This window comes from Novosphingobium mississippiense (assembly GCF_044029535.1).
In the GTDB taxonomy this organism is placed as follows: Bacteria; Pseudomonadota; Alphaproteobacteria; order Sphingomonadales; family Sphingomonadaceae; genus Novosphingobium.
In genome coordinates this window covers 2,832,459-2,850,850 of sequence record NZ_CP147001.1, presented here as the reverse complement: position 1 = coordinate 2,850,850, position 18,392 = coordinate 2,832,459, and the positions used below count along the sequence as shown (strand labels likewise).

24 protein-coding genes are annotated in these 18,392 nt (G+C 66.3%); 11 read left to right on the top strand and 13 right to left on the bottom strand.

Going from position 1 to position 18,392, the window contains the following annotated elements:
- The first annotated feature begins 10 nt into the window (after positions 1 to 10).
- Positions 11 to 865, top strand: coding sequence for a formyltetrahydrofolate deformylase (gene purU, locus WBP06_RS13510; protein ID WP_395328652.1), 855 nt, complete (start codon positions 11 to 13; stop codon positions 863 to 865).
- Positions 866 to 891: 26 nt separating this feature from the next.
- A complete protein-coding gene (locus WBP06_RS13505; RefSeq protein ID WP_395328649.1) occupies positions 892 to 1,296 on the top strand; it encodes a VOC family protein in 405 nt (134 codons plus the stop codon).
- A 15-nt stretch (positions 1,297 to 1,311) separates the two neighbouring features.
- On the opposite strand, the gene WBP06_RS13500 is transcribed toward WBP06_RS13505, so the two are convergent.
- Positions 1,312 to 1,764 (bottom strand): protein tyrosine phosphatase family protein, encoded by a 453-nt coding sequence (locus WBP06_RS13500; RefSeq protein WP_395328646.1) that lies wholly within the window; start codon positions 1,762 to 1,764, stop codon positions 1,312 to 1,314.
- A 117-nt stretch (positions 1,765 to 1,881) separates the two neighbouring features.
- Between WBP06_RS13500 and WBP06_RS13495 the strand changes: the two genes are divergently transcribed.
- A complete protein-coding gene (locus WBP06_RS13495) occupies positions 1,882 to 2,757 on the top strand; it encodes a dienelactone hydrolase family protein (protein WP_395328643.1) in 876 nt (291 codons plus the stop codon).
- A gap of 136 nt (positions 2,758 to 2,893) precedes the next feature.
- Here WBP06_RS13495 and WBP06_RS13490 read toward each other — a convergent pair whose 3' ends face one another.
- The gene (locus WBP06_RS13490; protein ID WP_395328640.1) at positions 2,894 to 3,877 is read right to left on the bottom strand and encodes a CorA family divalent cation transporter; all 984 of its coding nucleotides are present in this window, start codon (positions 3,875 to 3,877) and stop codon (positions 2,894 to 2,896) included.
- Positions 3,878 to 4,133: 256 nt separating this feature from the next.
- Complete coding sequence (locus WBP06_RS13485; protein WP_395328637.1) at positions 4,134 to 6,380, bottom strand: transglycosylase domain-containing protein; 2,247 nt, start codon at positions 6,378 to 6,380, stop codon at positions 4,134 to 4,136.
- A gap of 174 nt (positions 6,381 to 6,554) precedes the next feature.
- On the opposite strand from WBP06_RS13485, the gene WBP06_RS13480 reads away from it, so the two are divergent.
- Positions 6,555 to 6,857 carry a YciI-like protein gene (locus tag WBP06_RS13480; RefSeq protein ID WP_395328634.1) on the top strand — a complete coding sequence of 101 codons (303 nt, stop codon included), beginning with the start codon at positions 6,555 to 6,557 and terminating at the stop codon, positions 6,855 to 6,857.
- Positions 6,858 to 6,877: 20 nt separating this feature from the next.
- The gene (locus WBP06_RS13475; RefSeq protein ID WP_395328631.1) at positions 6,878 to 7,264 is read left to right on the top strand and encodes a nuclear transport factor 2 family protein; all 387 of its coding nucleotides are present in this window, start codon (positions 6,878 to 6,880) and stop codon (positions 7,262 to 7,264) included.
- 17 nt (positions 7,265 to 7,281) lie between these two features.
- Here WBP06_RS13475 and WBP06_RS13470 read toward each other — a convergent pair whose 3' ends face one another.
- Entirely contained in the window at positions 7,282 to 7,824 is a 543-nt protein-coding gene (locus tag WBP06_RS13470; RefSeq protein WP_395328629.1) for a hypothetical protein, read from the bottom strand.
- A gap of 175 nt (positions 7,825 to 7,999) precedes the next feature.
- Here WBP06_RS13470 and WBP06_RS13465 point away from each other — a divergent pair, with 175 nt between their 5' ends.
- The gene (locus WBP06_RS13465) at positions 8,000 to 8,395 is read left to right on the top strand and encodes a hypothetical protein (RefSeq protein WP_395328627.1); all 396 of its coding nucleotides are present in this window, start codon (positions 8,000 to 8,002) and stop codon (positions 8,393 to 8,395) included.
- 90 nt (positions 8,396 to 8,485) lie between these two features.
- On the opposite strand, the gene WBP06_RS13460 is transcribed toward WBP06_RS13465, so the two are convergent.
- Positions 8,486 to 8,767 carry a hypothetical protein gene (locus WBP06_RS13460; protein ID WP_395328625.1) on the bottom strand — a complete coding sequence of 94 codons (282 nt, stop codon included), beginning with the start codon at positions 8,765 to 8,767 and terminating at the stop codon, positions 8,486 to 8,488.
- Between the two features lie 362 nt (positions 8,768 to 9,129).
- Here WBP06_RS13460 and WBP06_RS13455 point away from each other — a divergent pair, with 362 nt between their 5' ends.
- Positions 9,130 to 9,651 (top strand): COG3650 family protein, encoded by a 522-nt coding sequence (locus WBP06_RS13455; protein ID WP_395328622.1) that lies wholly within the window; start codon positions 9,130 to 9,132, stop codon positions 9,649 to 9,651.
- Between the two features lie 255 nt (positions 9,652 to 9,906).
- Here the strand turns inward: WBP06_RS13455 and WBP06_RS13450 are convergent, their stop codons facing one another.
- Positions 9,907 to 10,335 carry an OsmC family protein gene (locus WBP06_RS13450; protein WP_395328619.1) on the bottom strand — a complete coding sequence of 143 codons (429 nt, stop codon included), beginning with the start codon at positions 10,333 to 10,335 and terminating at the stop codon, positions 9,907 to 9,909.
- Between the two features lie 204 nt (positions 10,336 to 10,539).
- Positions 10,540 to 10,767, bottom strand: a complete 228-nt coding sequence (locus WBP06_RS13445; RefSeq protein ID WP_395334160.1) for a DUF2061 domain-containing protein — start codon at positions 10,765 to 10,767, stop codon at positions 10,540 to 10,542.
- Positions 10,768 to 10,990: 223 nt separating this feature from the next.
- Between WBP06_RS13445 and WBP06_RS13440 the strand changes: the two genes are divergently transcribed.
- The 3 genes from WBP06_RS13440 to WBP06_RS13430 all read left to right on the top strand — a co-directional run bounded on the left by WBP06_RS13440 (position 10,991) and on the right by WBP06_RS13430 (position 12,645).
- Positions 10,991 to 11,365 (top strand): hypothetical protein, encoded by a 375-nt coding sequence (locus WBP06_RS13440; protein ID WP_395328616.1) that lies wholly within the window; start codon positions 10,991 to 10,993, stop codon positions 11,363 to 11,365.
- A 244-nt stretch (positions 11,366 to 11,609) separates the two neighbouring features.
- Positions 11,610 to 11,921, top strand: a complete 312-nt coding sequence (locus tag WBP06_RS13435) for a hypothetical protein (RefSeq protein ID WP_395328613.1) — start codon at positions 11,610 to 11,612, stop codon at positions 11,919 to 11,921.
- Positions 11,922 to 12,066: 145 nt separating this feature from the next.
- Positions 12,067 to 12,645, top strand: coding sequence for a hypothetical protein (locus WBP06_RS13430; RefSeq protein ID WP_395328610.1), 579 nt, complete (start codon positions 12,067 to 12,069; stop codon positions 12,643 to 12,645).
- Here WBP06_RS13430 and WBP06_RS13425 read toward each other — a convergent pair whose 3' ends face one another.
- On the bottom strand, positions 12,646 to 13,092 hold the full coding sequence (locus tag WBP06_RS13425; RefSeq protein ID WP_395328607.1) for a cupin domain-containing protein: 447 nt from the start codon (positions 13,090 to 13,092) through the stop codon (positions 12,646 to 12,648).
- Between the two features lie 126 nt (positions 13,093 to 13,218).
- Here WBP06_RS13425 and WBP06_RS13420 point away from each other — a divergent pair, with 126 nt between their 5' ends.
- The gene (locus WBP06_RS13420) at positions 13,219 to 14,016 is read left to right on the top strand and encodes a sugar phosphate isomerase/epimerase family protein (RefSeq protein WP_395328604.1); all 798 of its coding nucleotides are present in this window, start codon (positions 13,219 to 13,221) and stop codon (positions 14,014 to 14,016) included.
- Between the two features lie 108 nt (positions 14,017 to 14,124).
- On the opposite strand, the gene WBP06_RS13415 is transcribed toward WBP06_RS13420, so the two are convergent.
- The 5 genes from WBP06_RS13415 to dapD form a co-directional block, all read right to left on the bottom strand.
- Positions 14,125 to 15,711 (bottom strand): GMC family oxidoreductase, encoded by a 1,587-nt coding sequence (locus WBP06_RS13415; protein WP_395328601.1) that lies wholly within the window; start codon positions 15,709 to 15,711, stop codon positions 14,125 to 14,127.
- A gap of 528 nt (positions 15,712 to 16,239) precedes the next feature.
- Positions 16,240 to 16,443: a hypothetical protein gene (locus tag WBP06_RS13410; protein WP_395328599.1), complete on the bottom strand. Its 204-nt coding sequence runs from the start codon at positions 16,441 to 16,443 to the stop codon at positions 16,240 to 16,242.
- Between the two features lie 132 nt (positions 16,444 to 16,575).
- Positions 16,576 to 16,998 (bottom strand): DUF1810 domain-containing protein, encoded by a 423-nt coding sequence (locus WBP06_RS13405; protein ID WP_395328597.1) that lies wholly within the window; start codon positions 16,996 to 16,998, stop codon positions 16,576 to 16,578.
- A gap of 5 nt (positions 16,999 to 17,003) precedes the next feature.
- Positions 17,004 to 17,201, bottom strand: a complete 198-nt coding sequence (locus WBP06_RS13400) for a hypothetical protein (protein ID WP_395328595.1) — start codon at positions 17,199 to 17,201, stop codon at positions 17,004 to 17,006.
- 315 nt (positions 17,202 to 17,516) lie between these two features.
- Positions 17,517 to 18,353 carry a 2,3,4,5-tetrahydropyridine-2,6-dicarboxylate N-succinyltransferase gene (gene dapD, locus WBP06_RS13395; protein ID WP_395328594.1) on the bottom strand — a complete coding sequence of 279 codons (837 nt, stop codon included), beginning with the start codon at positions 18,351 to 18,353 and terminating at the stop codon, positions 17,517 to 17,519.
- Between the last annotated feature and the right edge of the window lie 39 nt (positions 18,354 to 18,392).

Below are 18,392 nucleotides of genomic sequence, written 5' to 3'. Positions count from 1 at the left end.
GACGAAACGGATGGCTGAATCGCTGATCCTCGCGCTGTCCTGCGCCGATCGCCCGGGCATCGTCGCCCGGGTGACCGGCTACCTTGCGCAAGCCGGGGGCAACATCATCGAGGCGCAGCAGTTCAACGATCTGGATGAAGACAAGTTCTTCATGCGCGTCGCCTTCGATCCGGGTAGCGCAGATCGCGAGGAAATTCGCGAGGGCTTTGGCCCGATCGCGCACGAATACGGCATGGCCTGGTCGATGACCCGTCGCGACCGGCCGCGCCGCGTGCTGCTGCTGGTCAGCAAGTTCGACCACTGCCTGGCCGATCTGCTCTATCGCCAGCGCATCGGCGAGATGCCGATGGAGGTGGTCGGCATCGTTTCCAACCACCCGCGTGAGGCGATCGATTCGGCGATGATCGGCGATCTGCCGTTCCATCACCTGCCGGTGACCAGGGACACCAAGGCCGCACAGGAAGCGCAGATCCGCGCGCTGGTGGATGAGACGCGCGCCGAACTGGTGGTGTTGGCCCGCTACATGCAGATCCTGTCGGACGAGATGGCGGCGTTCCTTTCGGGCCGTTGCATCAACATCCACCACTCGTTCCTGCCCGGTTTCAAGGGTGCCAAGCCCTATCACCAGGCGCACGCGCGCGGGGTGAAGATGATCGGCGCCACGGCGCATTATGTAACGGCGGACCTCGACGAAGGGCCGATCATCCATCAGGATGTGGAAGCGGTGACTCACGCCGACACGCCCGAGGATATGGTGCGCAAGGGCCGCGATATCGAACGGCGTGTGCTGGCCGAGGCGGTGCGGCTGCATCTGGAGGACCGCGTGCTGCTGAACGGCGCGCGCACGGTGGTGTTCAGGGGCTAGAGCCCGGGAATAAGAGAGAGGGTGTCATGAAGGTCAGCGGTATCGATCACGTCAATGTCCTGACCGACGATCTGGAGGCCACGGCGCAATTCTACGAGAATGTGCTGGGCCTCACCCGCAGCGCCAATTCCACCGTCGCCTCGCACATCGCCGGCTACTGGATGCGCGATGGGCAGGGCAATGCCATCGTCCATCTGGTGGACCGCACGACCGCGCAGGGCCGCTATGACGCCTATCACCCGGGGCAGCCGACCAATGCGCTGCACCATTTCGCGCTGCGCTGTTCCGGCTATGCGGAAACCCGCGCGCGGATCGAGGAACTGGGCCTGCCGCACCGCGCGATGGAACATCCGCAGCTTGGCCTTGCGCAGATTTTCCTGGTCGATCCCAACGCCGTGAACCTCGAACTGAACTTCAACGGCGAGGTTTGATCCTGCCGGCCCGATCTACCGGGCGATGAAGCGCGCCCAGGCCGGGGCGTCCTTGTTATCGCTGGTTTCCGGTTCCCACTGTTGGCGCATCAGTGCGCGGGCATCGGCTTCCGCCATGCCGCGCGCGCGGTTCCAGCGATAGACGAACGCCGACACGCGCCAGTTCAGGATGCAGTGGACATGGACGGGCGTATCGCCCGCACCGTCCATGGCGGCCTGGAAGGCGGCGAAGTGGCTGTCATCCGGGGCATCGAACGGCACCGGGATATGCACATAGTCGATGCCCAGGCCCGCCAACTGGCCGGCTTCGTCGGGCAGGGCCTCGGGATGGCTGGCCAGCGCAAGGTTGATCACCCGGCGCACGCCCAGCATGGCAAGCCGCTGTGGATCGCCATCCACCAGCTTGCCGGAGGTGGTGAGCCCTGCGTCGATGCGCTGCCAGCAGGCGATCTGTTCGGGGTCGGGCATGCGATCGTTTCCTTTGCCGTCCTGCGGGAAGGGGACTGGCCATAAGCCGGCCTCCCCGCTAGCCTCAATTTCGCCTCCAGAACAACAGCGGGCGGGCAACAATGGAGCATCCGTTCGATGTGTGACGATTTCACGGCTCTGACCGAAGACGCCAATCTTGCCCGTCGCGGGCTGGACCGTCGCGCATTTGCCGCGCTGGGCGCCAGCATGGCGCTGGCGGGTTGCGCGGGCAGCTTCGCGCCCAAGAGCGGGGGCAGCGACGTGAAGGAGAAGATGGTCTCCATCACCACGGCGGACGGCGTGGCCGATGCCTTCTTCGTCCATCCTGCCAAGGGTGCGCACCCCGGCATTATCATGTGGCCCGATATCGCCGGCTTGCGAGAAGCGATGAAGATCATGGCCCGCTCGCTCGCCGCCGAAGGCTATGCGGTGCTATGCGTGAACCCCTATTACCGCGGCGGCCCGGCACCGACGTTCGAGAGCTTCTCGGACTATCGCACGCCGGAGGGGCAGGCCAAGGTGGGCCCGCTGCGTGCCGCGTTGACGCCCGATGCGATCACCCGCGACGCCCGCGCCTTTGTCTCGTTCCTGCGCGGCGATCCGGCTGCGGACGGCAAGCGCGGCATCGGCAGCCACGGCTATTGCATGGGCGGCCCGTTCACCGTGCGCGCGGCAGCGGCGGAGCCGGGCCATGTGCGTGCGGCGGCGGCGTTGCATGGCGCGGGCCTTGTCACCGACGATCCAGACAGCCCGCATCGCCTGATCGCCAGGACCCAGGCCTCGTTCCTTTTCGCCATCGCCCGCAACGACGATGCCAAGCAGCCCGAACAGAAGACGGAGCTGAAAAAGGCGGCCGAAGCCGCGGCCCGCCCGGCCGAAGTGGAAGTCTATCCCGCCGATCACGGCTGGTGCGTGCCCGATTCGCCGTCCTGGGATCCGGATTCGGCGGACAAGGCCTGGCAGCGGATGCTGGTGCTTTACGCGACGCTTTAGTTTTGAAACCATGCCTTAACATCGTCATCCCCGCGGAGGCGGGGATCCCGCTTCTTTCAGCGTTGCGAAGAAGAACAGCGGGCCCCCCGCCTTCGCGGGGGCGACGGACAGTGATAGGTGGCCGGTAGCATGTCTCTTATCTGAAGAACCCGCGCCCGCGCAGGAACACGAACGTCGCCAGCGCACACCCTGCCGCGATCGCGGTGGCGACGATCGTGCCGCCGTGGCCGGTCAACGGCAGATCGCCGGTGTTCATGCCGAAAATGCCGGTTATCAGCGTGGTCGGCAGCATCAGCGCGGTCATGACCGAAAGCAGGTAGAGGTTCTGGTTGATCCGCTGGTTCGACTGGTCGTTGATCTCGTCGCGCACCGATCGCAACTGGTTGAGCACGCTGACGATATCGCCATCGACGCCCTGCACCCGCTGCGAGAGTTTCTCGATCGTGGGCAGCAGTTCCGCCGGCAGGTCGCTGTCCAGTTCCAGGCGGCGGAACACGCTCTTCATCCCGTCCAGCATCCGGTGCAGTTGGGCCAGACGACGGCGGACGTCCATCAGTCGGTGGCTGTTGGGGGCCTGCCGGTCCTCCACCAGCGCGTCCTCGGCACCCTGCACCTCGCTGGACAGGCGGGCGATCACCCGGCCGAAGTTTTCCAGCAGGGCACTGGCCATCAGGTCCACCGCGCGCGGCGGGGTGATGACCATCCCGCCCGCACTCAGCCGCCGGTAGACGATATCGGCCGAACCGATCGGGTGATGGCGGGCCGAAACGATCAGGTTGGGCGTCAGCGCCATGTGCAGCGCGCCGATGCGGCCGGTGTCGTCACTGTCGAAGTCCCGCTCCAGATCGTGCAGCACCCAGGCGACGGTGGTGGGATCGACCAGCGCACGCTGGTGCCGGTCTTGCGAGAGCAGCACCTCGCGCGCGGCGGCAGGCAGTTCGGGGGTGGCTTCCACCCATTTGCGGGTGCCGTGATCGGCCAGGTTGAGATGCAGCCAGCGCAGCCGTTCCGCCTGCGGGCTGTCGCAGTCCTCCACCGGCCGGCTTCCCTCGGCAGTGAATTCGAAGCCCCAGATCAGCCCCGGACCCAGGGCGGGCGTTTGTTCATGCGCTTGCCGCATCGGCCATTCCCCGAATGTTTTCACACGCCTTTTAGAGCGTTTTCTCATCAGGTGGGATCACCTGATGACTCGGAAAACGCGGCAAACCTAAATCTTAGCAGTCGATCCGATGCCATCGGACCACTGCTCTAACATGGGCAGACTGCATCTGTATGGCGGCGCCGGGAAGGGGGCGGGTCGCTCCGCAGCGGGAGATGTTCGGGCCGCCAACAAAAAAGGGACCGGAAGCCCGGTCCCTTTCTCGCATCGATCACCCTCAGGTGCCCGGCGTTCGCACCGGGGTGGGCGTCTTCGCCGCATTGGGGCGAGACGGGGCGCTGTTGCCCGCCCCCTGTGCGCCGCGCTGGCCCTCTTCGTTGGAAGAACGGCCGGTGGCGCGGTTGAGGAAGTCGTCGCTCGCGGCGGGCGGGGCGCCGTTGGCGGGTGCGCGCGGGGCCGGGGCAGGTCCGGATGCAGGGCCGGAGCCGGGGCCATAGTCCGGCATCTGCGGTGCGCCGGGGCCCGGGCCGGGGCCGACGCTGCCATCGTCGTAGCGCGGCTGGCCGTCGCCCTGATCGGCCGCGCCGGGGTGCACCACATTGCCGTTCTCGTCGACGTAGTAGTAGTCGTCCGGGCTGCCCTGCATCGCCTCATCGTCCGGTTCCAGCTGCCATTCGGGCAGCTTCACTTCCGTCTGGAACTGTTCGACCGGGCGGGTGGAAACGGCGACCTTCATGTAATCGGCAAAGGCACGCGCCGGAGCATGGCCGCCGGAGAGGCCGGGCACAGGCTTGGCATCGTCGCGGCCCATCCACACGCCGGTGGTGATGCCGCTGGAGAAGCCCAGGAACCAGCCATCCTTGTTGGAGCTGGTGGTACCCGTCTTGCCCGCGACCGGACGGCCGATCTGCGCGGCGCGGCCGGTGCCGGTGGCAACGGTGGTCTGCAGCAGGTCGGTGATCCCGGCCGCGACGTTCGGCGGAACCAGGACCTGGCCGCGCGCCGACTTGTGCTCATAGAGCGTTTGGCCCGAAGAGGTGGTGACCTTGACGATGCCATAGGGCTCGACCGAGGTGCCGCCGGCCGAGATCGCCGCGAAGGCGCGCGTCATGTCGATCACGCGCACTTCGGACGTGCCCAGCACCATCGCCGGCTTGGTGTTGATCGGGGTGGTGATGCCAAAGCGCCGCGCCATCGAGGCGACCGTGCCAAAGCCCACTTCGTTGCCGAGTTGCGCAGCCACGGTGTTCTTCGAATAGGCAAAGGCAGTACGCACGTCGATCTGGCCGGCGAAGTTGCGGCCATCGTTCTGCGGGCTCCACCCGTCGATGGTGACGGGTTCGTCCATCACGCGGTCGTCGGGCGTGTAGCCGGCTTCCAGCGCGGAGAGATAGACGAACAGCTTCCACGCCGAACCGGGCTGGCGCACGGCGTTGGTGGCGCGGTTATAGTTCGAATTCACGTAGTCCGTGCCGCCGACCATGGCCAATACGGCGCCGTCGCGGTCCAGGCTGACCAGCGCGCCCTGCGCGCCCTTGGGGGCGTTGGCGGCGATCGAGCTGGTTGCGGCCTGCTGCATCTTCGGGTCGAGCGTGGTCCAGACCTCGATCGGCTCGTTGGTGTCGGGCAGCAGCATGTCGAGCTGGGGCAGCGCCCAGTCGGTGAAGTAGCGGACCGAGTTCTGGCCCTTCTCATGCGTCACGGCGACATCGGCAATGTCGGCCCGGTCGGCCTCTTCCTGCGTGATCGCGCCGTTCTTGACCATCAGGCCCAGCACCACTTCGCCGCGACCCTTGGCCGCATCGAGGTCCGCCGTGGGCGAATAGTTCGAAGGGGCCTTCACCAGGCCGGCGATGATCGCGGCCTCGGCCGTCGAAAGCTGGGTGGCCGGGTGGCCGAAGAACTTGCGGCTGGCCGCGTCGATGCCATAGGCGCCGCCGCCGAAATAGACCTTGTTCAGGTAGAGTTCGAGGATCTGGTCCTTGGTGAACTTGCGCTCCAGCGCCAGCGCCAGCACGGCTTCGCGCGCCTTGCGGCCCATCGAGCGGCTGTTGTTCAGGAACACGTTGCGGGCCAGCTGCTGGGTGATCGTGGACGTCGCCTTGGCGCGGCCGCCGGTGGTCAGCGAGACGTAGACGGCGCGGAACAGGCCCAGCGCATCGACGCCGATGTGATCGTAGAATCGGCGATCCTCAACCGACACCATGGCGCCGCGCATGACAGGCGGAATCTCGTTGTAGGACAGCCACTTGCCGTAGCTGGGCCCAAGCGAGACCAATTCGCTGCCGTCACGTGCGCGCACGACGATCATCTGGCCGTTCTGGCTGCTCTTGAGCGCGTCGTAGGCGGGCAGTTCATTCATGGTCACGGCGACGGCGGTGCCGAGGCCGATGGCGGCCAGCAGCGTCAGCGCCCCACCCCAGATGAGCACGCGCCGCGCGAGGCGACCCAGGAACGACGATTCTTTCGGATTCGAGGAGGAAGGCCCGCCGGACGAGCGGCTCCGGCCGGTATTCTTGGCCATTTTCTAGGTGCAGATCCCTTATGCGGACCGGACGGTCCGAGCGCTCTCTACCCCATGGACGCGGGTTTTGTAACCCGCGCTTAACGGGCCCTGTCAGGATTTCCTGGGGACGCGGTGGAACGCGGGAATTCCGCCGTACTGGAAACACGCCCCGGCCGATGGCACAAGGCGCGCATGGCTCATTATCTGCTCACCTATCACGTCGCCGCCGACTATCTGCAACGGCGCCCCGAATTTCGCACCGAACATCTGGCATTGGCGTGGACGGCCGCCGATCGTGGCGATCTGGTGCTGGCGGGTGCGCTGGAAGATCCGGTGGACACCGCCTGCCTGCTGTTCGCCGGCGAAGGGCCCGAAGCGGCGGAAGCGTTCGCCAAGGCGGACCCCTATGTGCGGGAGGGGCTGGTGGAACGCTGGACGGTGCGGCGCTGGAACACCGTCGTCGGCGAACTGGCAGCCCATCCGGTGCATTCGTGAACGTGTCCGTGAACGCTGGCGTGAACGCCGCCGCAGAACTGGCGATCCGCGCCCGCCGCGCCGAATTCAACCGCGCGATTGCCGAGGGTGACGCGGCCAGGATCGGCCCGATCCTGGCCCGCGACTGCGTGATGGTGACCGGCACCGACAGCGCGGTGATCGCCGGTCGCATGGCGCAAGTGAAAGTGTGGAAGCGCGAATTTGCTGCCGCCGGGCGCATGGTCTACCTGCGCGCGGCGGAGCGGGTCGAGGCTTCCGCGGTGGAGCCGATCGCGATGGAATATGGTGCGTGGCAGGGGCTGGGCGCCGATGGCAATGCACTGGCATCCGGCAGCTACGTTGCCAAGTGGCGCGATCTCGGCGGTGCCTGGGTGATCGAGGCGGAAGTCTTCCTGACCCTGCGATAACCGCCCGCAGACACCCCCTATATGGTGCCGTGCTCCGCAGCCGTGACATCGGCCGCGGCTGCGCGCGCACGTTCGGCTGCGGCGGCGGCGGCATCCTGCTGCGGCGCTGCAGGTGAGGCGGCACGCGGCGGGGCGGATGGCGCATATTGCGGGCCGGGCACATAGACCCGCGCGCGCGGTGCGGCCTCGGCATAATCGCCATCGTCCGCATCGCTGCGCCCCTCGTCATAGCCCCAACCCGGCGTGCGCAGGATCACCACCTGACCCGGCGGGGCCTGACGGAACGCCGGTTCCGGGGCGTAGGCGAAATCGCCATCGTTCCCCTCCAACGGGTAGCCTTCCTCGTCATTGTATTCGTGGCGGCGCATCTGTCCGCGCATCTGCGAATCGTCACCGTTGGAGGCGCCGTTGAATGCCACAAGGCCATGATCGGCGACATCGTCGCGATGGCCGAAGCGTTCGGTCCACTGGCGCATTCCGCCGTTCGCCAGATTGGCCGCGCCAACCCCGATTCCCACGCCCGCCACCAGCATGAGGACCATCCATTTACCCGCACTCATCGTCACACGTCCCGAATCGAATCCGCCGCTTCCCGCGCGCCGCGTAGCCATCCGGCCCTGTCCGCGTGGTGAACGAAGGCCACTGACCTAAGCAATTCCACGGATGGGGCCGGCAACCTATCGGCAATCAGGATTGTGAGACGGTTAAGCCTGATCCATGAGGCTATTTTAGCAGATGTACACGCGCCGCGATTCCTTTGCGATGACGCCCTGCTGGTATCGGGGCGACCATCAGCCGGTCGGACGGCGTCGGAGAGAGGAGGATGGATCGATCCTCTGCACTTGTCGGCACTGCCGGAAGGAAATCCGATCCCGCGAAGGCAAGACCTGGCGACTGGCGGAGGGGCTGGACCTCGACGCGCTGGCGGCGTCCTGCATGTCCAGCCATTTCAGCGTGATCGATGCGATCGGCGGCATGGTGATCGCGCGCTATCCGCTGCCCGAAGGGGCGGATGAGGATGACATCGCCGCGTTCCGCGATCGCATCATCGAAAAGCACGGCATCGCGCCGGGCGACGATCTGGAAGTGCGGCTGATCAGCCACGAGGCGATGCAGGGCAAGCGCCACTGAAGGGACACGGAAAAGGGCGCCGTCCCCTTGGGATGGCGCCCTTTTCGCGTGATGGGCCGGGCGGAAACCCGGCCGCATCGACCGTGTGGCTTACTGCGCCTGCGCGGTGGCCAGCGCGTTCTGCGCATCGGCCAGACGGAAGTCGACGTTGCGCGAGTTGTAGGTGCCGGTCACGCGGTTGCCGCTGACGTAGAGACGGAACGGAACCTGGCCCGAAGCGGTGCCCTGGATCACGGTAACCTTGCCCTTCTGGGCGGTGGTGTAGTTGTAGTGCACACCGTCGTGCGAGAAGCTGCGGGCATCCTCGGCCTGGGCGGAGGTGGCGAAAACAGCGGCAAGAGCGGCGGCACCGGCAAAGACAGTCTTGAACATGGCAATATCCTTTTTCAAGAAGCAGGAGATTGCCTCGGGGCATCTCTTATCTTGTTGCATTGCAACATGGTGGGATGGCCCTGTGTTCGCAATGGCAATAGATGCCACTGGTGTTGCGCAAAGTGCAACCAATGGCGAAAAGCTCAGCAAGGTAAGTAGTTAGCGCTAAAGTTGCGCAATTCTCCCTATTTCGGATAAATTTGCCCCTTGCAAATGCGCCCGATGACCACCCGAACGAGGTGCAGGGGCCGCAATTCAGCCATCTTGCGGGGTGTCTTGACCCCGGTTACCTTGCCAAGATGCCAATGCATTCCGTGACTTGCACGCCCCGCCGCCTTCGGATGCGATCTGCCGCGATCGCCTTGCCGATTCTCGCACTTGCAGCATGTCATGGCCGGAACGATGCCGGCAATGCCGTGCCCGGCGATCGCGACGATCACCAGCCCTGGGGCGAGATCGCCGTTGCCGAGCGGATTCGCGTAACGGGAACCGAACCGTACTGGAATGCCGAAGTGCGCGACGGCCTGATCACCTATCGCACGCCGGAACGGCCGGCCGGCGATCAGGCCACGGTGACGCGCTTTGCCGGGCGTGGCGGGGTTTCGTTCAGCGGCACGCTGGGCGGGCACGAATTCACGCTGGCGATCGGCCCCGGTCCATGCAGCGATGGCATGTCGGACCGCCATTATCCCTACAATGCGTTGCTGAAGATCGGTGGGGAGGTCCGCAAGGGTTGCGGCTGGAGTGACCGCCGCCCGGCCAAGGAGGTCATGGGCAACGGTGCCACCCGATCGGCAACCCAGTCGGCTGCCGAATCGGGAATCGTCGAAACTTACGGAGCCATGGGCACGGGCGAGCCGGATCCCGCATCGCCGACGCCCTGATTGGGGCCTTCGCCGATTGGCGGCGTCCAATCGCGCGCAGGCACGGTGCGCGTGCCGGCCCTTGCAACGGCCTGCGTCGCGATTGGCTGATCGCCTCCGGCGCCCGCTGGCAGACATGCACCTGCCAATATGCCGATGGCGATCGCCCCGGTCACGGCCCCGATCACGTTGAATGATATCGGCTTATGTCTTGGCAAAGCGTCCTCCGCTTGCCCCTCCTCATCGATTCAACGCGTCGGGACCGGGGCTGTTCCCTCAGCTTTCCAGCGACTTGTCCAACGTGATCTCGCAATTCAGCAGCTTGGAGATCGGGCAGTTCTTCTCGGCATCCTCGGCGATGCTGGCAAAGTCTTCGGCGGAGATGCCGGGAATTGCGCCCTTCAGCACGAGGGCCGACTTGCTGACCTTGAAGCCGCCGTCCGCCTGGTCCAGCGTGATGGTGCACTGGGTATCCAGCGTGCCGTCCGCATAGCCCGCGCGGGCCAGGCCGAAGCTGGTGGCCATGGTGAAGCAGGCGGCATGGGCGGCGGCGATCAGTTCTTCCGGATTGGTGCCCGGCTGGCCTTCGAACCGGGTTCCGAAGCCGTAAGGCTGCCCGGAAAGCACGCCCGAACGCGTGGTGATCGAACCCTTGCCTTCCTTGCCGAAGCCTTCGTAGCGGGCGGAAGCGGAATTGGTGGTCATCGGGATGGTCCTTTCGGTGCTGCCTTCGCGCGGGCGGGTCATTGGACAGTCTGCGCCGCTGCCCGATGCGCGGGTTCCGGAAACGCGCCGGGCGTGGCGCGCCGGCAATTCCTTGCACGAAAACCGGACCGAGTCATGACAGGACGTTCCCTCCCCTCCGCCCCCCTGCGCAAACGGCGGCGGCAAAGGCCTGCCGTTTGATCGTTACGCCGGATACAGTGCGGCCAGCGGCCCACTCGGCCGGGTGTCGGCGGCGTCCAGTCGCTTCCACGCGCGTTCGTGAAACCAGAATGCCACCGCGTTGATGCAAGGTTCCACCAGCGCGATGCCGCCGGCCAGCGCGAGGGAGCCGGTCATCACATAGGCCACCGTGAATCCCACCGTCAGGTGCAGGCACAAGTAGGTGAGTGTTTTGATAATATCGCGTTGCATTAGCAATACCTTCAGGAAGTCGACCGGACCAGCCAGTGCCTGCCGAAGATCGCCGGAACGCTGCGGAAATTCCAACGATCGCTTCCGATTTCCCTGATCGCCTGTTATGGTTTCCCAACAACTAAGGTGGGTCGCGTAGACGGCACTGCCCTTGGAAGAGGCCATCGAAAGGCGTGGTGTCATGAAGCGATTCCTGACAGCATCTCAGGCGTGTCTCGCGGTCATGTTTGCCTGTTCTGGCATGTTGGCCGGCCCCGTTGGTGCATCCGCGCAAGTTGCGGAACTGGCATCGGGTGACTTGCCCGGATCGACGGACAGTGTCGGCACGCCGGATGCGGCGGCTTTACCTGCGGATGCGGCGGCCATGACGGGGGCCTACTTCATGCGGGACAGTCTGGTCCCCCGGGCGGACGATGTGGCGCTGATCCAGCGCAAGCCGGCGCTCTATTTGTCCAGTTTCAACGATGGGATGGCGACGGTGGCCTATTCTCTGGAGGGACGGCGGATCGTCTACCGGGTCGTATCGGGCACCGTGAATGCCGCCGCGCGGGACGCGATCGACCGCGCGCTGGCGAAGCTTCAGCGCAAGGTCGCCTGACGACGGGGGGCCCCGCTGCTCGGTTGCGCTGCACAGACACGCTACCCCGAATGAAGCGGGGAGCGGGCCGAGGGAAGGGAGATGAACAAGGCGCGGCGGTCCAACCGTCGCGCCTTGTTGTTCGAATGGCCGCTTGCCATCATTATCAGCCCCTTGCGGATAGTGGGGTATTGCAGGCGGGATTACACAGGCCTGAGGCGAGACGGTCTGGACCGTCATGCTGCCTTGCAGCATAACCGGCGCCATGATCTTCGTTCACTACTACGAGCATGCGATCGACTGGATCGTTTCCCTGTGCCCCCAGCCGGACAAGTTCGCGCATACTTATGCCGGCCTGACGATCTGGCTGATTTCCGCGATCCTGCTGAAGCGGAAGCTCAGCTCGCGCTGGCCGGTGATGGTGGTGCTACTGTGCGAAGTGGCCAACGAATGCGTCGACCGGCTGGCGCATGGTTCGTGGAACTGGCCGGACACGATCCGCGATTTCATCGCCACGCTGTTCTGGCCGGTGGTGATCATGCTGGCGATGCGCTGGAAGCCCGCGATCCGGGGGTGATTTCCCGATCGGCGCTTGCGGCTGGAGAGCGGCGCGGGCGCGTGGGCATAGTCCGCGGGTTGGGGCGTGCTCCGGACGGGAGCCGACACGGGGGTGGCGACGTTCACCGGAAAGGCACATGCCTTCCCGGAGAGGAGACGATGCGATGCATGATCCCCGATTGCGCGATTCCCGATTTCACAGGTTCGGTTTCGACAGGCGCTGCTGGGCGACGATGACCGTGCTGCTGCTGGCGGCGGGCTGCGGAAGCAAGCAGCCGGCAGTCGTGGAAACCACCGCCGTCGCTACCGAGACGGTCGCCCCGGTCGTGGTGACGACCAGCATCGCATCGTCGGACAACGCCACCGGCACCCCCGCATCGGCGCCGGATCTGTCGGTCTATGTCGGCAAGTATCCGCTGGACAAGGTGGGGGCGCATTCCTTCTTCGACGATCCGGTGGTCGTCTCCGGCGTGGCCGCTGCCGTCACCGATCCCAAGGCCGCCGCCGCCATCGCGGCGATGAAAGGCCCGGTGGGCCCGGTGAAAAAGGTGAACGGCGACATCGCCGCATCCCGCTGCGAACTGCACAACTGCGGCGCGCACAATTATGCGGTGCATGTCGACGCGGCGACCAATCGCGTCTCGTCGGTCTGCTATTACGATGAGAAGGCCGGTCCGATCGCGACCTGGTACAAGCCCGATGGCACCAAGACCAGCGAAGGCGACGGCTGCTCGATAGGCTGATCAGGCGCCGGAAGGCGCGGCATTCCCGGGCGACCAGTCTGGCGCGGCCAGTTCGAAGCCGCCGAAATGGAAGCCCGGGGACACCACGCAGCTTACCAGTGCCCAGCCGCCCAGCGGTTCGGCCGCCTGCCAGTGGCCGATGGGGACCAGAACCTGCGCCGCCTCTCCCTCCAGCACCCGCCCGCCCAGCACGGTGCGGGTCACCGGGCCGGCATCCTGCGGCGCGATGGACAGCGCGATGGGGGCGCCGGCGTGCCAGAACCACAGTTCCGCCGCGTCCACCCGGTGCCAGTGCGATCGCTGGTGTGCTTCGAGCAGGAAGTGGATCGCGGTGGCTGTCGGCCGCTGACCATTTGCCGCAGCCGCCCGCCAGGTTTCACGATACCAGCCACCCTCGGGATGCGGGGCAAGTTGCAGGCGGGAAATGATCGCGGCGGGATCGGTCATGCGGTCGTTTCAACTCCGGCGCGGCTTTCGCGCGTGCATTGGGAATGTGGGCGCGATATTGGAGGCATTTGCAGCCTGGCTTCAAGTTCGCAAATTCCAAGCCTTCAGAAACGAGAGGATCCCATCATGCCCCATCCGCTCGGTATCGAATCGCGCACGCTTGCGGGAATGGGGCCGGTCCAGCACATCCGGCTGGCGGCCGAACTGGGCTGCACCCGCGTTTCGTTGGGGCTGGAGCAGCAGCGGGACAGCCAGGCCGGCTATCCCGCATGGTCGCTGCGCGAGGACGCGGCGCTGCGGCGCGAGGTCAAGGCCGCGCTGGCCGATACCGGCATCTGCATCAAGCTGGGTGAGGGGCTGGCCGCATCGGACATGATCACCCCGGCTGACCGTGCGGCGGATTTCGACCTTTTTGCCGAGCTGGGCGCGAAGCGACTGGGCGCCCATGACAACGGGCTGGAGCGTGACCGCGCGCGCGACCAACTGGCCGAACTGGCGACGATGGCGCAGGCGCGCGGCATGGACCTGTCGATCATCTTCGCGCCGGTGCTGACCACCCGCAGCCTGGGTGAGGCGTTGGACCTGGTGCGCGAGATCGGCGAGGACAAGGCCAGCCTGACGATCGATTCGCTCTATTTCTTCCGCACCGGTGGTTCCGTGCGGCAGATCGCGGAGCTGGATTCGGCGCTGATCGGGCATGTGCGCATCTGCGACGGCGCGCTGGGTGACGGCGAGAGCGATACCCGCAGCCCGCGCCTGATCCCGGGCGAAGGCGAACTGCCCTTGCGCGAATTCGTCGATGCCCTGCCGCGCGGCAAGACGCTGGGGATCGACGTTACCCTGCCGCAAGCCGCGATCGGCGTTGACGCGGCGCGGGATTATGTGGGCGAGATCGTCGCGCGGACCCGGGCCCTGCTGGCTTAGGCGGGGCCGGAGCCGTTTCCGATCCGATGCATCGGATCCACTGCTCCAGGCGTTTGGTTTGCCGCGTTTTCCGGGTCATCAGGTGATTCCACCGGATCGGAGAACGCTCTAACCCACCGCGTCGGCCAGCAGCATCTCCGCCCCTTTTTCCGCGATCATCATCGTCGGCGCATTGGTGTTGCCGGAGGTGATCGTGGGCATCACCGAGGCATCGATCACACGCAAGCCGTCCAGCCCGGCCACGCGCAGGCGCGCATCGACCACGCGGCCCATCGCCGCCGTGCCCACCGGGTGGAAGATGGTGGTGCCGATCTCCCCCGCCGCGCGGCGCAAGTCCGCCTCGCTCTCGAACGCCGGGCCGGGGCGCAGTTCCTGCGGGGCATAGCGGGCAAGGGCTGGCTGGGCGGCGATCGCGCGGGTCAGCCGGATCGCCTGCGCGGCAACGCGCAAGTCCTCCTCCGTGGAGAGATAGTTGGGCCGGATCGCCGGTGCCGCCGCCGGGTCCACCGCGGCGATGCGCGTGGTGCCCCGGCTTTCGGGCCGAAGGTTGCAGACGCTGGCGGTGAAGGCGGGGAAGGGGTCCAGCGCCCCGCCGAACGCTTCCAGGCTTAGCGGCTGGACATGGTATTCCAGGTTCGGCGTCGCATAGTGCGGATCGCTGCGGGTGAAGACGCCCAACTGGCTGGGTGCCATCGCCATCGGCCCGCTGCGGCGAAGCGCATATTCCATGCCGATCAGCGCCTTGCCGAACAGTGTCGCGGCCCGCTGGTTCAGCGTGGAGACGCCGGTGACGCGCCAGGCGCAGCGCAATTGCAGGTGGTCCTGCAGATTGGCGCCCACTTCGGGCCGGTCCAGCCGCGCGGTAATGCCCAGCGCGGACAAGTGCGCCGCATCGCCCACGCCGCTGCGTTCCAGGATCGCGGGGGAGCCGATCGCACCTGCCGCCAGCACCACTTCGCCGCGCGCGCGGGCTTCGTGCGGTTCGTTGCCCACCGAATAGGCCACGCCCACCGCGCGCGTCCCCTCGAACACCACGCGGTCCACCAGCGCGCCGGTTTCCACCTTGAGATTGGCGCGCGTGCGCACCGGTTTCAGAAAGGCGTCGGACGCGCTCCAGCGCCAGCCGCGCCGCTGGGTCACCTGGAAGAAACCGGCGCCGTCATTGTCTCCGGTGTTGAAGTCGTGGCTATACGGGATGCCCTGTTCGCCGCAGGCGTCGCGGAACGCTTCGAGGATGTCCCAGCGCAGCCGCTGGCGCTCCACCCGGATCTCTCCCCCGGTGCCGTGGAAGCTGCTGGCGCCGTCGTAATGGTCTTCGGCCCGGGTGAAGTAGGGCAGCACGTCGTCCCAGCCCCAGCCGGGATTGCCCGCCTGGCGCCACTGGTCGTAATCGGCCGCCTGCCCGCGCATGTAGATCATGCCGTTGATCGAGGAGCAGCCGCCCAGCACCCGGCCGCGCGGATACTTCAAGGTTCGCCCGCCCAGGCCCTGTTCGGCCTGCGTGGCATAGCACCAGTCGGTGCGCGGATTGCCGATGCAATAGAGATAGCCCACCGGCACGCGGATCCAGACGTAATCGTCCTTTCCGCCCGCTTCCAGCAGCAGCACGCGGTTGCGCGGATCGGCACTGAGCCGATTGGCCAGCACGCAACCGGCGCTGCCGCCGCCCACCACGATGTAGTCGAACTCTCCCATGGCATTCTCCCGTCACGAGGGGCTAGGCCGCATGGAAAGGGCGATCAAGCTGGTGCAGGGGAGAGGGGGGAGGCAAACCCCCCGGGCGATGCCCAAGTGTCGGGAATGCAATGGAGGAACGGGCCTCCAAACGGAAAACCCGGGATAAAGTTCCGGATTAACGGAATTTAACATCCCTAACATCTTGCGATATACGCAAGCTCATTTAACGGTTGCGCAAGTGAATGAACCTATGCGTCAAGTCATAGGGGGATGGCGATGCGTCGCCATTTTTACGGGAGCCGTCGGTGCTTGGCTGGATTGGACGTCGGGGGGCGATCCATTTCCGGCAAGGTAGAACGGACACGAGCATGAGGTCGCCTCACGTGCCCCGCCTTCGCCGGCGGCTCTTTTTTCTTCCAGAAACTTTTTGATCCGGCACCGAACACGCATTTCGCCAGCGTTGCGCCATCCTGGCCTTCCACGCGGGTTGCCGATGCCGTTCCGAAGGCGCGGCGACGGGATGCAAGCCAGCGCCGGTACGCCGGGTCAGTTGCCCAGCGCGTGTTCCTCCGCAGTTACCGGATCGCCCTGTCGCGGCTGGTCGTGGATGGCGCGGGTGATCCAGATCGCCGACATGGCCAGCACCGCGAGGAGCAGGCCGAACACCAGCATCCATCGCACCACATGGGGGGTGCTGCCCGAACGGGCTTCATCATCGTCAAGGTGAACTTCGTCGCCAACACGTTGCATCAGGGCTCTCCCGCAGGCCGGCGGCATTGATGGCCGCGTTCGCGTGGAGAAGGGGGCGCAATGCCCACAGTACACCACGGGCCAGTTGCATAACGCGCGATCCGGCGCCGGGTTCCCGGTGCGGCGGCGGGGTCAGGCGGGGCCGGTGATCAGGTCCAGCGTGCGCGCGTCCCGTTCTGCATCGTAGAAGGCATCCAACGCGCGGGAGAATCGCGGACCGCCGCCTGCCGCCTCGAACAGCGTCATCGAACTGCGGAACTTCAGCGCATCCACCCCGCCCAGGATGGCGACGGCACTGCGCTCGCCCGCCCAGCCCAGCATCGTGTCGGTGCATTCATCCAGCCGCGCGCCCAGCACGGCATGGGCAAGATAGGCGCGCGCTTCCACAAGCCCGGCGATGGCGTAGAGCTGCGCGGTAGGACTGAGGCCCAGCCCGGCCACTTGCGGGAACACGAACCACATCCAGTGGCTGCTTTTGGCCCCGTTCTCCAGCTCGGCCACCACTTGCGGATAGATCGCCGCCTGGGCATCGATGAAGCGCTGGAGCGGGTCCATGGCCGTCAGCCAGCCGCGGATCGGGCGCGGAGCGGTATGGCCGCCGGTGCGGCCGGTTCGCGTTCGGTTTCCGCCGGGTGCCGGGTGGGCCCGTCGCGGTCCATCATGGCGCCGTCCAGCATGTGAACGATACCCAGCAGGCCCAGCACGGCGACCGATGCGGCCACGCTGATCAGCAGCACATTGCGCACGACGCGGGGCATGGCCTCCTGCGGCCCGGCGCGGCGGTGCGGACCGGCCGGTCTGCCATACCTGCGCATACCCCGGTCACGCGTATCGTTTGGCCCGTCTTCAGGGCGAGCGTCCTCACCGGCTGATATCATGGTTGGCGACTCCCGAGTTGCGGCAGCCCCTCGAAAGTGGAGGCCTTGCCGGGCGGATAACGCATCGGTGGCTGCCATGTTCCGGCAGGGCGGGCGATCCCTTCGTCGATCGCCGGTTTGCGTGACGGGATCATGAAAAAGGGGGCCGGATGCATCCGCACCCGGCCCCCCTTGGCAACTTGGCGATGCGAGCGATCAGTCGCGCAGCAGCTCGTTGATGCCGGTCTTCGAGCGGGTCTGCGCGTCCACGGTCTTGACGATCACCGCGCAGTAGAGCGACGGGCCGGGGGTGCCGTCGGGCAGCGGCTTGCCGGGCAGCGATCCGGGGACGACCACCGAGTAGGGCGGAACCTTGCCGATGTGGACTTCGCCGGTCGCACGGTCGACGATCTTGGTCGATGCGCCCAGGAACACGCCCATGGAAATCACGGCGCCTTCGCCGACGACGACGCCTTCGGCCACTTCCGAACGGGCGCCGATGAAGCAGTTGTCCTCGATGATGACCGGGCCGGCCTGCAGCGGCTCAAGCACGCCGCCGATGCCGACGCCGCCTGAGATGTGCACGTTCTTGCCGATCTGCGCGCAGGAGCCGACGGTGGCCCAGGTGTCGACCATGGTACCTTCGCCCACATAGGCGCCGATGTTCACGAAGCTGGGCATCAGCACCACGCCCTTCGAGATGAAGGTGCCGCGGCGGGCGACGGCGCCCGGAACCACGCGGAAGCCGGCCTTGCGGAAGTCTTCGTCGGCCCAGCCTTCGAACTTCACCGGCACCTTGTCGAACGCGGGCGCGCCGCCGGCGCCGTGGGCGACGGGGGCGTTGTCGTTCAGCCGGAACGAGAGCAGCACGGCCTTCTTCAGCCACTGGTTGACCTTCCAGCCACCCTGACCGTCCGGCTCGGCAACGCGGGCGGCGCCCGATTCGATCAGGCCCAGCGCTTCGTCGACCAGCTTGCGCACGCCGGCGCTGGCGGGGGTGACGGTGTCGCGCGCATCCCAGGCGGCTTCGATCGCGGTTTCGAGTTCGGACATGTTCGCGTCTCCAGAAAGTCTGCCAGCCAGAAGGCTGTC

Bases quoted from the DNA above. Each gene is read 5' to 3' on its own strand.
- purU (WP_395328652.1), top strand. From the start codon at position 11: ATGGCTGAATCGCTGATCCTCGCGCTGTCCTGCGCCGATCGCCCGGGC.
- WBP06_RS13505 (WP_395328649.1), top strand. From the start codon at position 892: ATGAAGGTCAGCGGTATCGATCACGTCAATGTCCTGACCGACGATCTG.
- WBP06_RS13500 (WP_395328646.1), bottom strand. From the start codon at position 1,764: ATGCCCGACCCCGAACAGATCGCCTGCTGGCAGCGCATCGACGCAGGG.
- WBP06_RS13495 (WP_395328643.1), top strand. From the start codon at position 1,882: ATGTGTGACGATTTCACGGCTCTGACCGAAGACGCCAATCTTGCCCGT.
- WBP06_RS13490 (WP_395328640.1), bottom strand. From the start codon at position 3,877: ATGCGGCAAGCGCATGAACAAACGCCCGCCCTGGGTCCGGGGCTGATC.
- WBP06_RS13485 (WP_395328637.1), bottom strand. From the start codon at position 6,380: ATGGCCAAGAATACCGGCCGGAGCCGCTCGTCCGGCGGGCCTTCCTCC.
- WBP06_RS13480 (WP_395328634.1), top strand. From the start codon at position 6,555: ATGGCTCATTATCTGCTCACCTATCACGTCGCCGCCGACTATCTGCAA.
- WBP06_RS13470 (WP_395328629.1), bottom strand. From the start codon at position 7,824: ATGAGTGCGGGTAAATGGATGGTCCTCATGCTGGTGGCGGGCGTGGGA.
- WBP06_RS13465 (WP_395328627.1), top strand. From the start codon at position 8,000: ATGTACACGCGCCGCGATTCCTTTGCGATGACGCCCTGCTGGTATCGG.
- WBP06_RS13460 (WP_395328625.1), bottom strand. From the start codon at position 8,767: ATGTTCAAGACTGTCTTTGCCGGTGCCGCCGCTCTTGCCGCTGTTTTC.
- WBP06_RS13450 (WP_395328619.1), bottom strand. From the start codon at position 10,335: ATGACCACCAATTCCGCTTCCGCCCGCTACGAAGGCTTCGGCAAGGAA.
- WBP06_RS13445 (WP_395334160.1), bottom strand. From the start codon at position 10,767: ATGCAACGCGATATTATCAAAACACTCACCTACTTGTGCCTGCACCTG.
- WBP06_RS13440 (WP_395328616.1), top strand. From the start codon at position 10,991: ATGTTTGCCTGTTCTGGCATGTTGGCCGGCCCCGTTGGTGCATCCGCG.
- WBP06_RS13435 (WP_395328613.1), top strand. From the start codon at position 11,610: ATGATCTTCGTTCACTACTACGAGCATGCGATCGACTGGATCGTTTCC.
- WBP06_RS13430 (WP_395328610.1), top strand. From the start codon at position 12,067: ATGCATGATCCCCGATTGCGCGATTCCCGATTTCACAGGTTCGGTTTC.
- WBP06_RS13425 (WP_395328607.1), bottom strand. From the start codon at position 13,092: ATGACCGATCCCGCCGCGATCATTTCCCGCCTGCAACTTGCCCCGCAT.
- WBP06_RS13420 (WP_395328604.1), top strand. From the start codon at position 13,219: ATGCCCCATCCGCTCGGTATCGAATCGCGCACGCTTGCGGGAATGGGG.
- WBP06_RS13415 (WP_395328601.1), bottom strand. From the start codon at position 15,711: ATGGGAGAGTTCGACTACATCGTGGTGGGCGGCGGCAGCGCCGGTTGC.
- WBP06_RS13410 (WP_395328599.1), bottom strand. From the start codon at position 16,443: ATGCAACGTGTTGGCGACGAAGTTCACCTTGACGATGATGAAGCCCGT.
- WBP06_RS13405 (WP_395328597.1), bottom strand. From the start codon at position 16,998: ATGGACCCGCTCCAGCGCTTCATCGATGCCCAGGCGGCGATCTATCCG.
- WBP06_RS13400 (WP_395328595.1), bottom strand. From the start codon at position 17,201: ATGCCCCGCGTCGTGCGCAATGTGCTGCTGATCAGCGTGGCCGCATCG.
- dapD (WP_395328594.1), bottom strand. From the start codon at position 18,353: ATGTCCGAACTCGAAACCGCGATCGAAGCCGCCTGGGATGCGCGCGAC.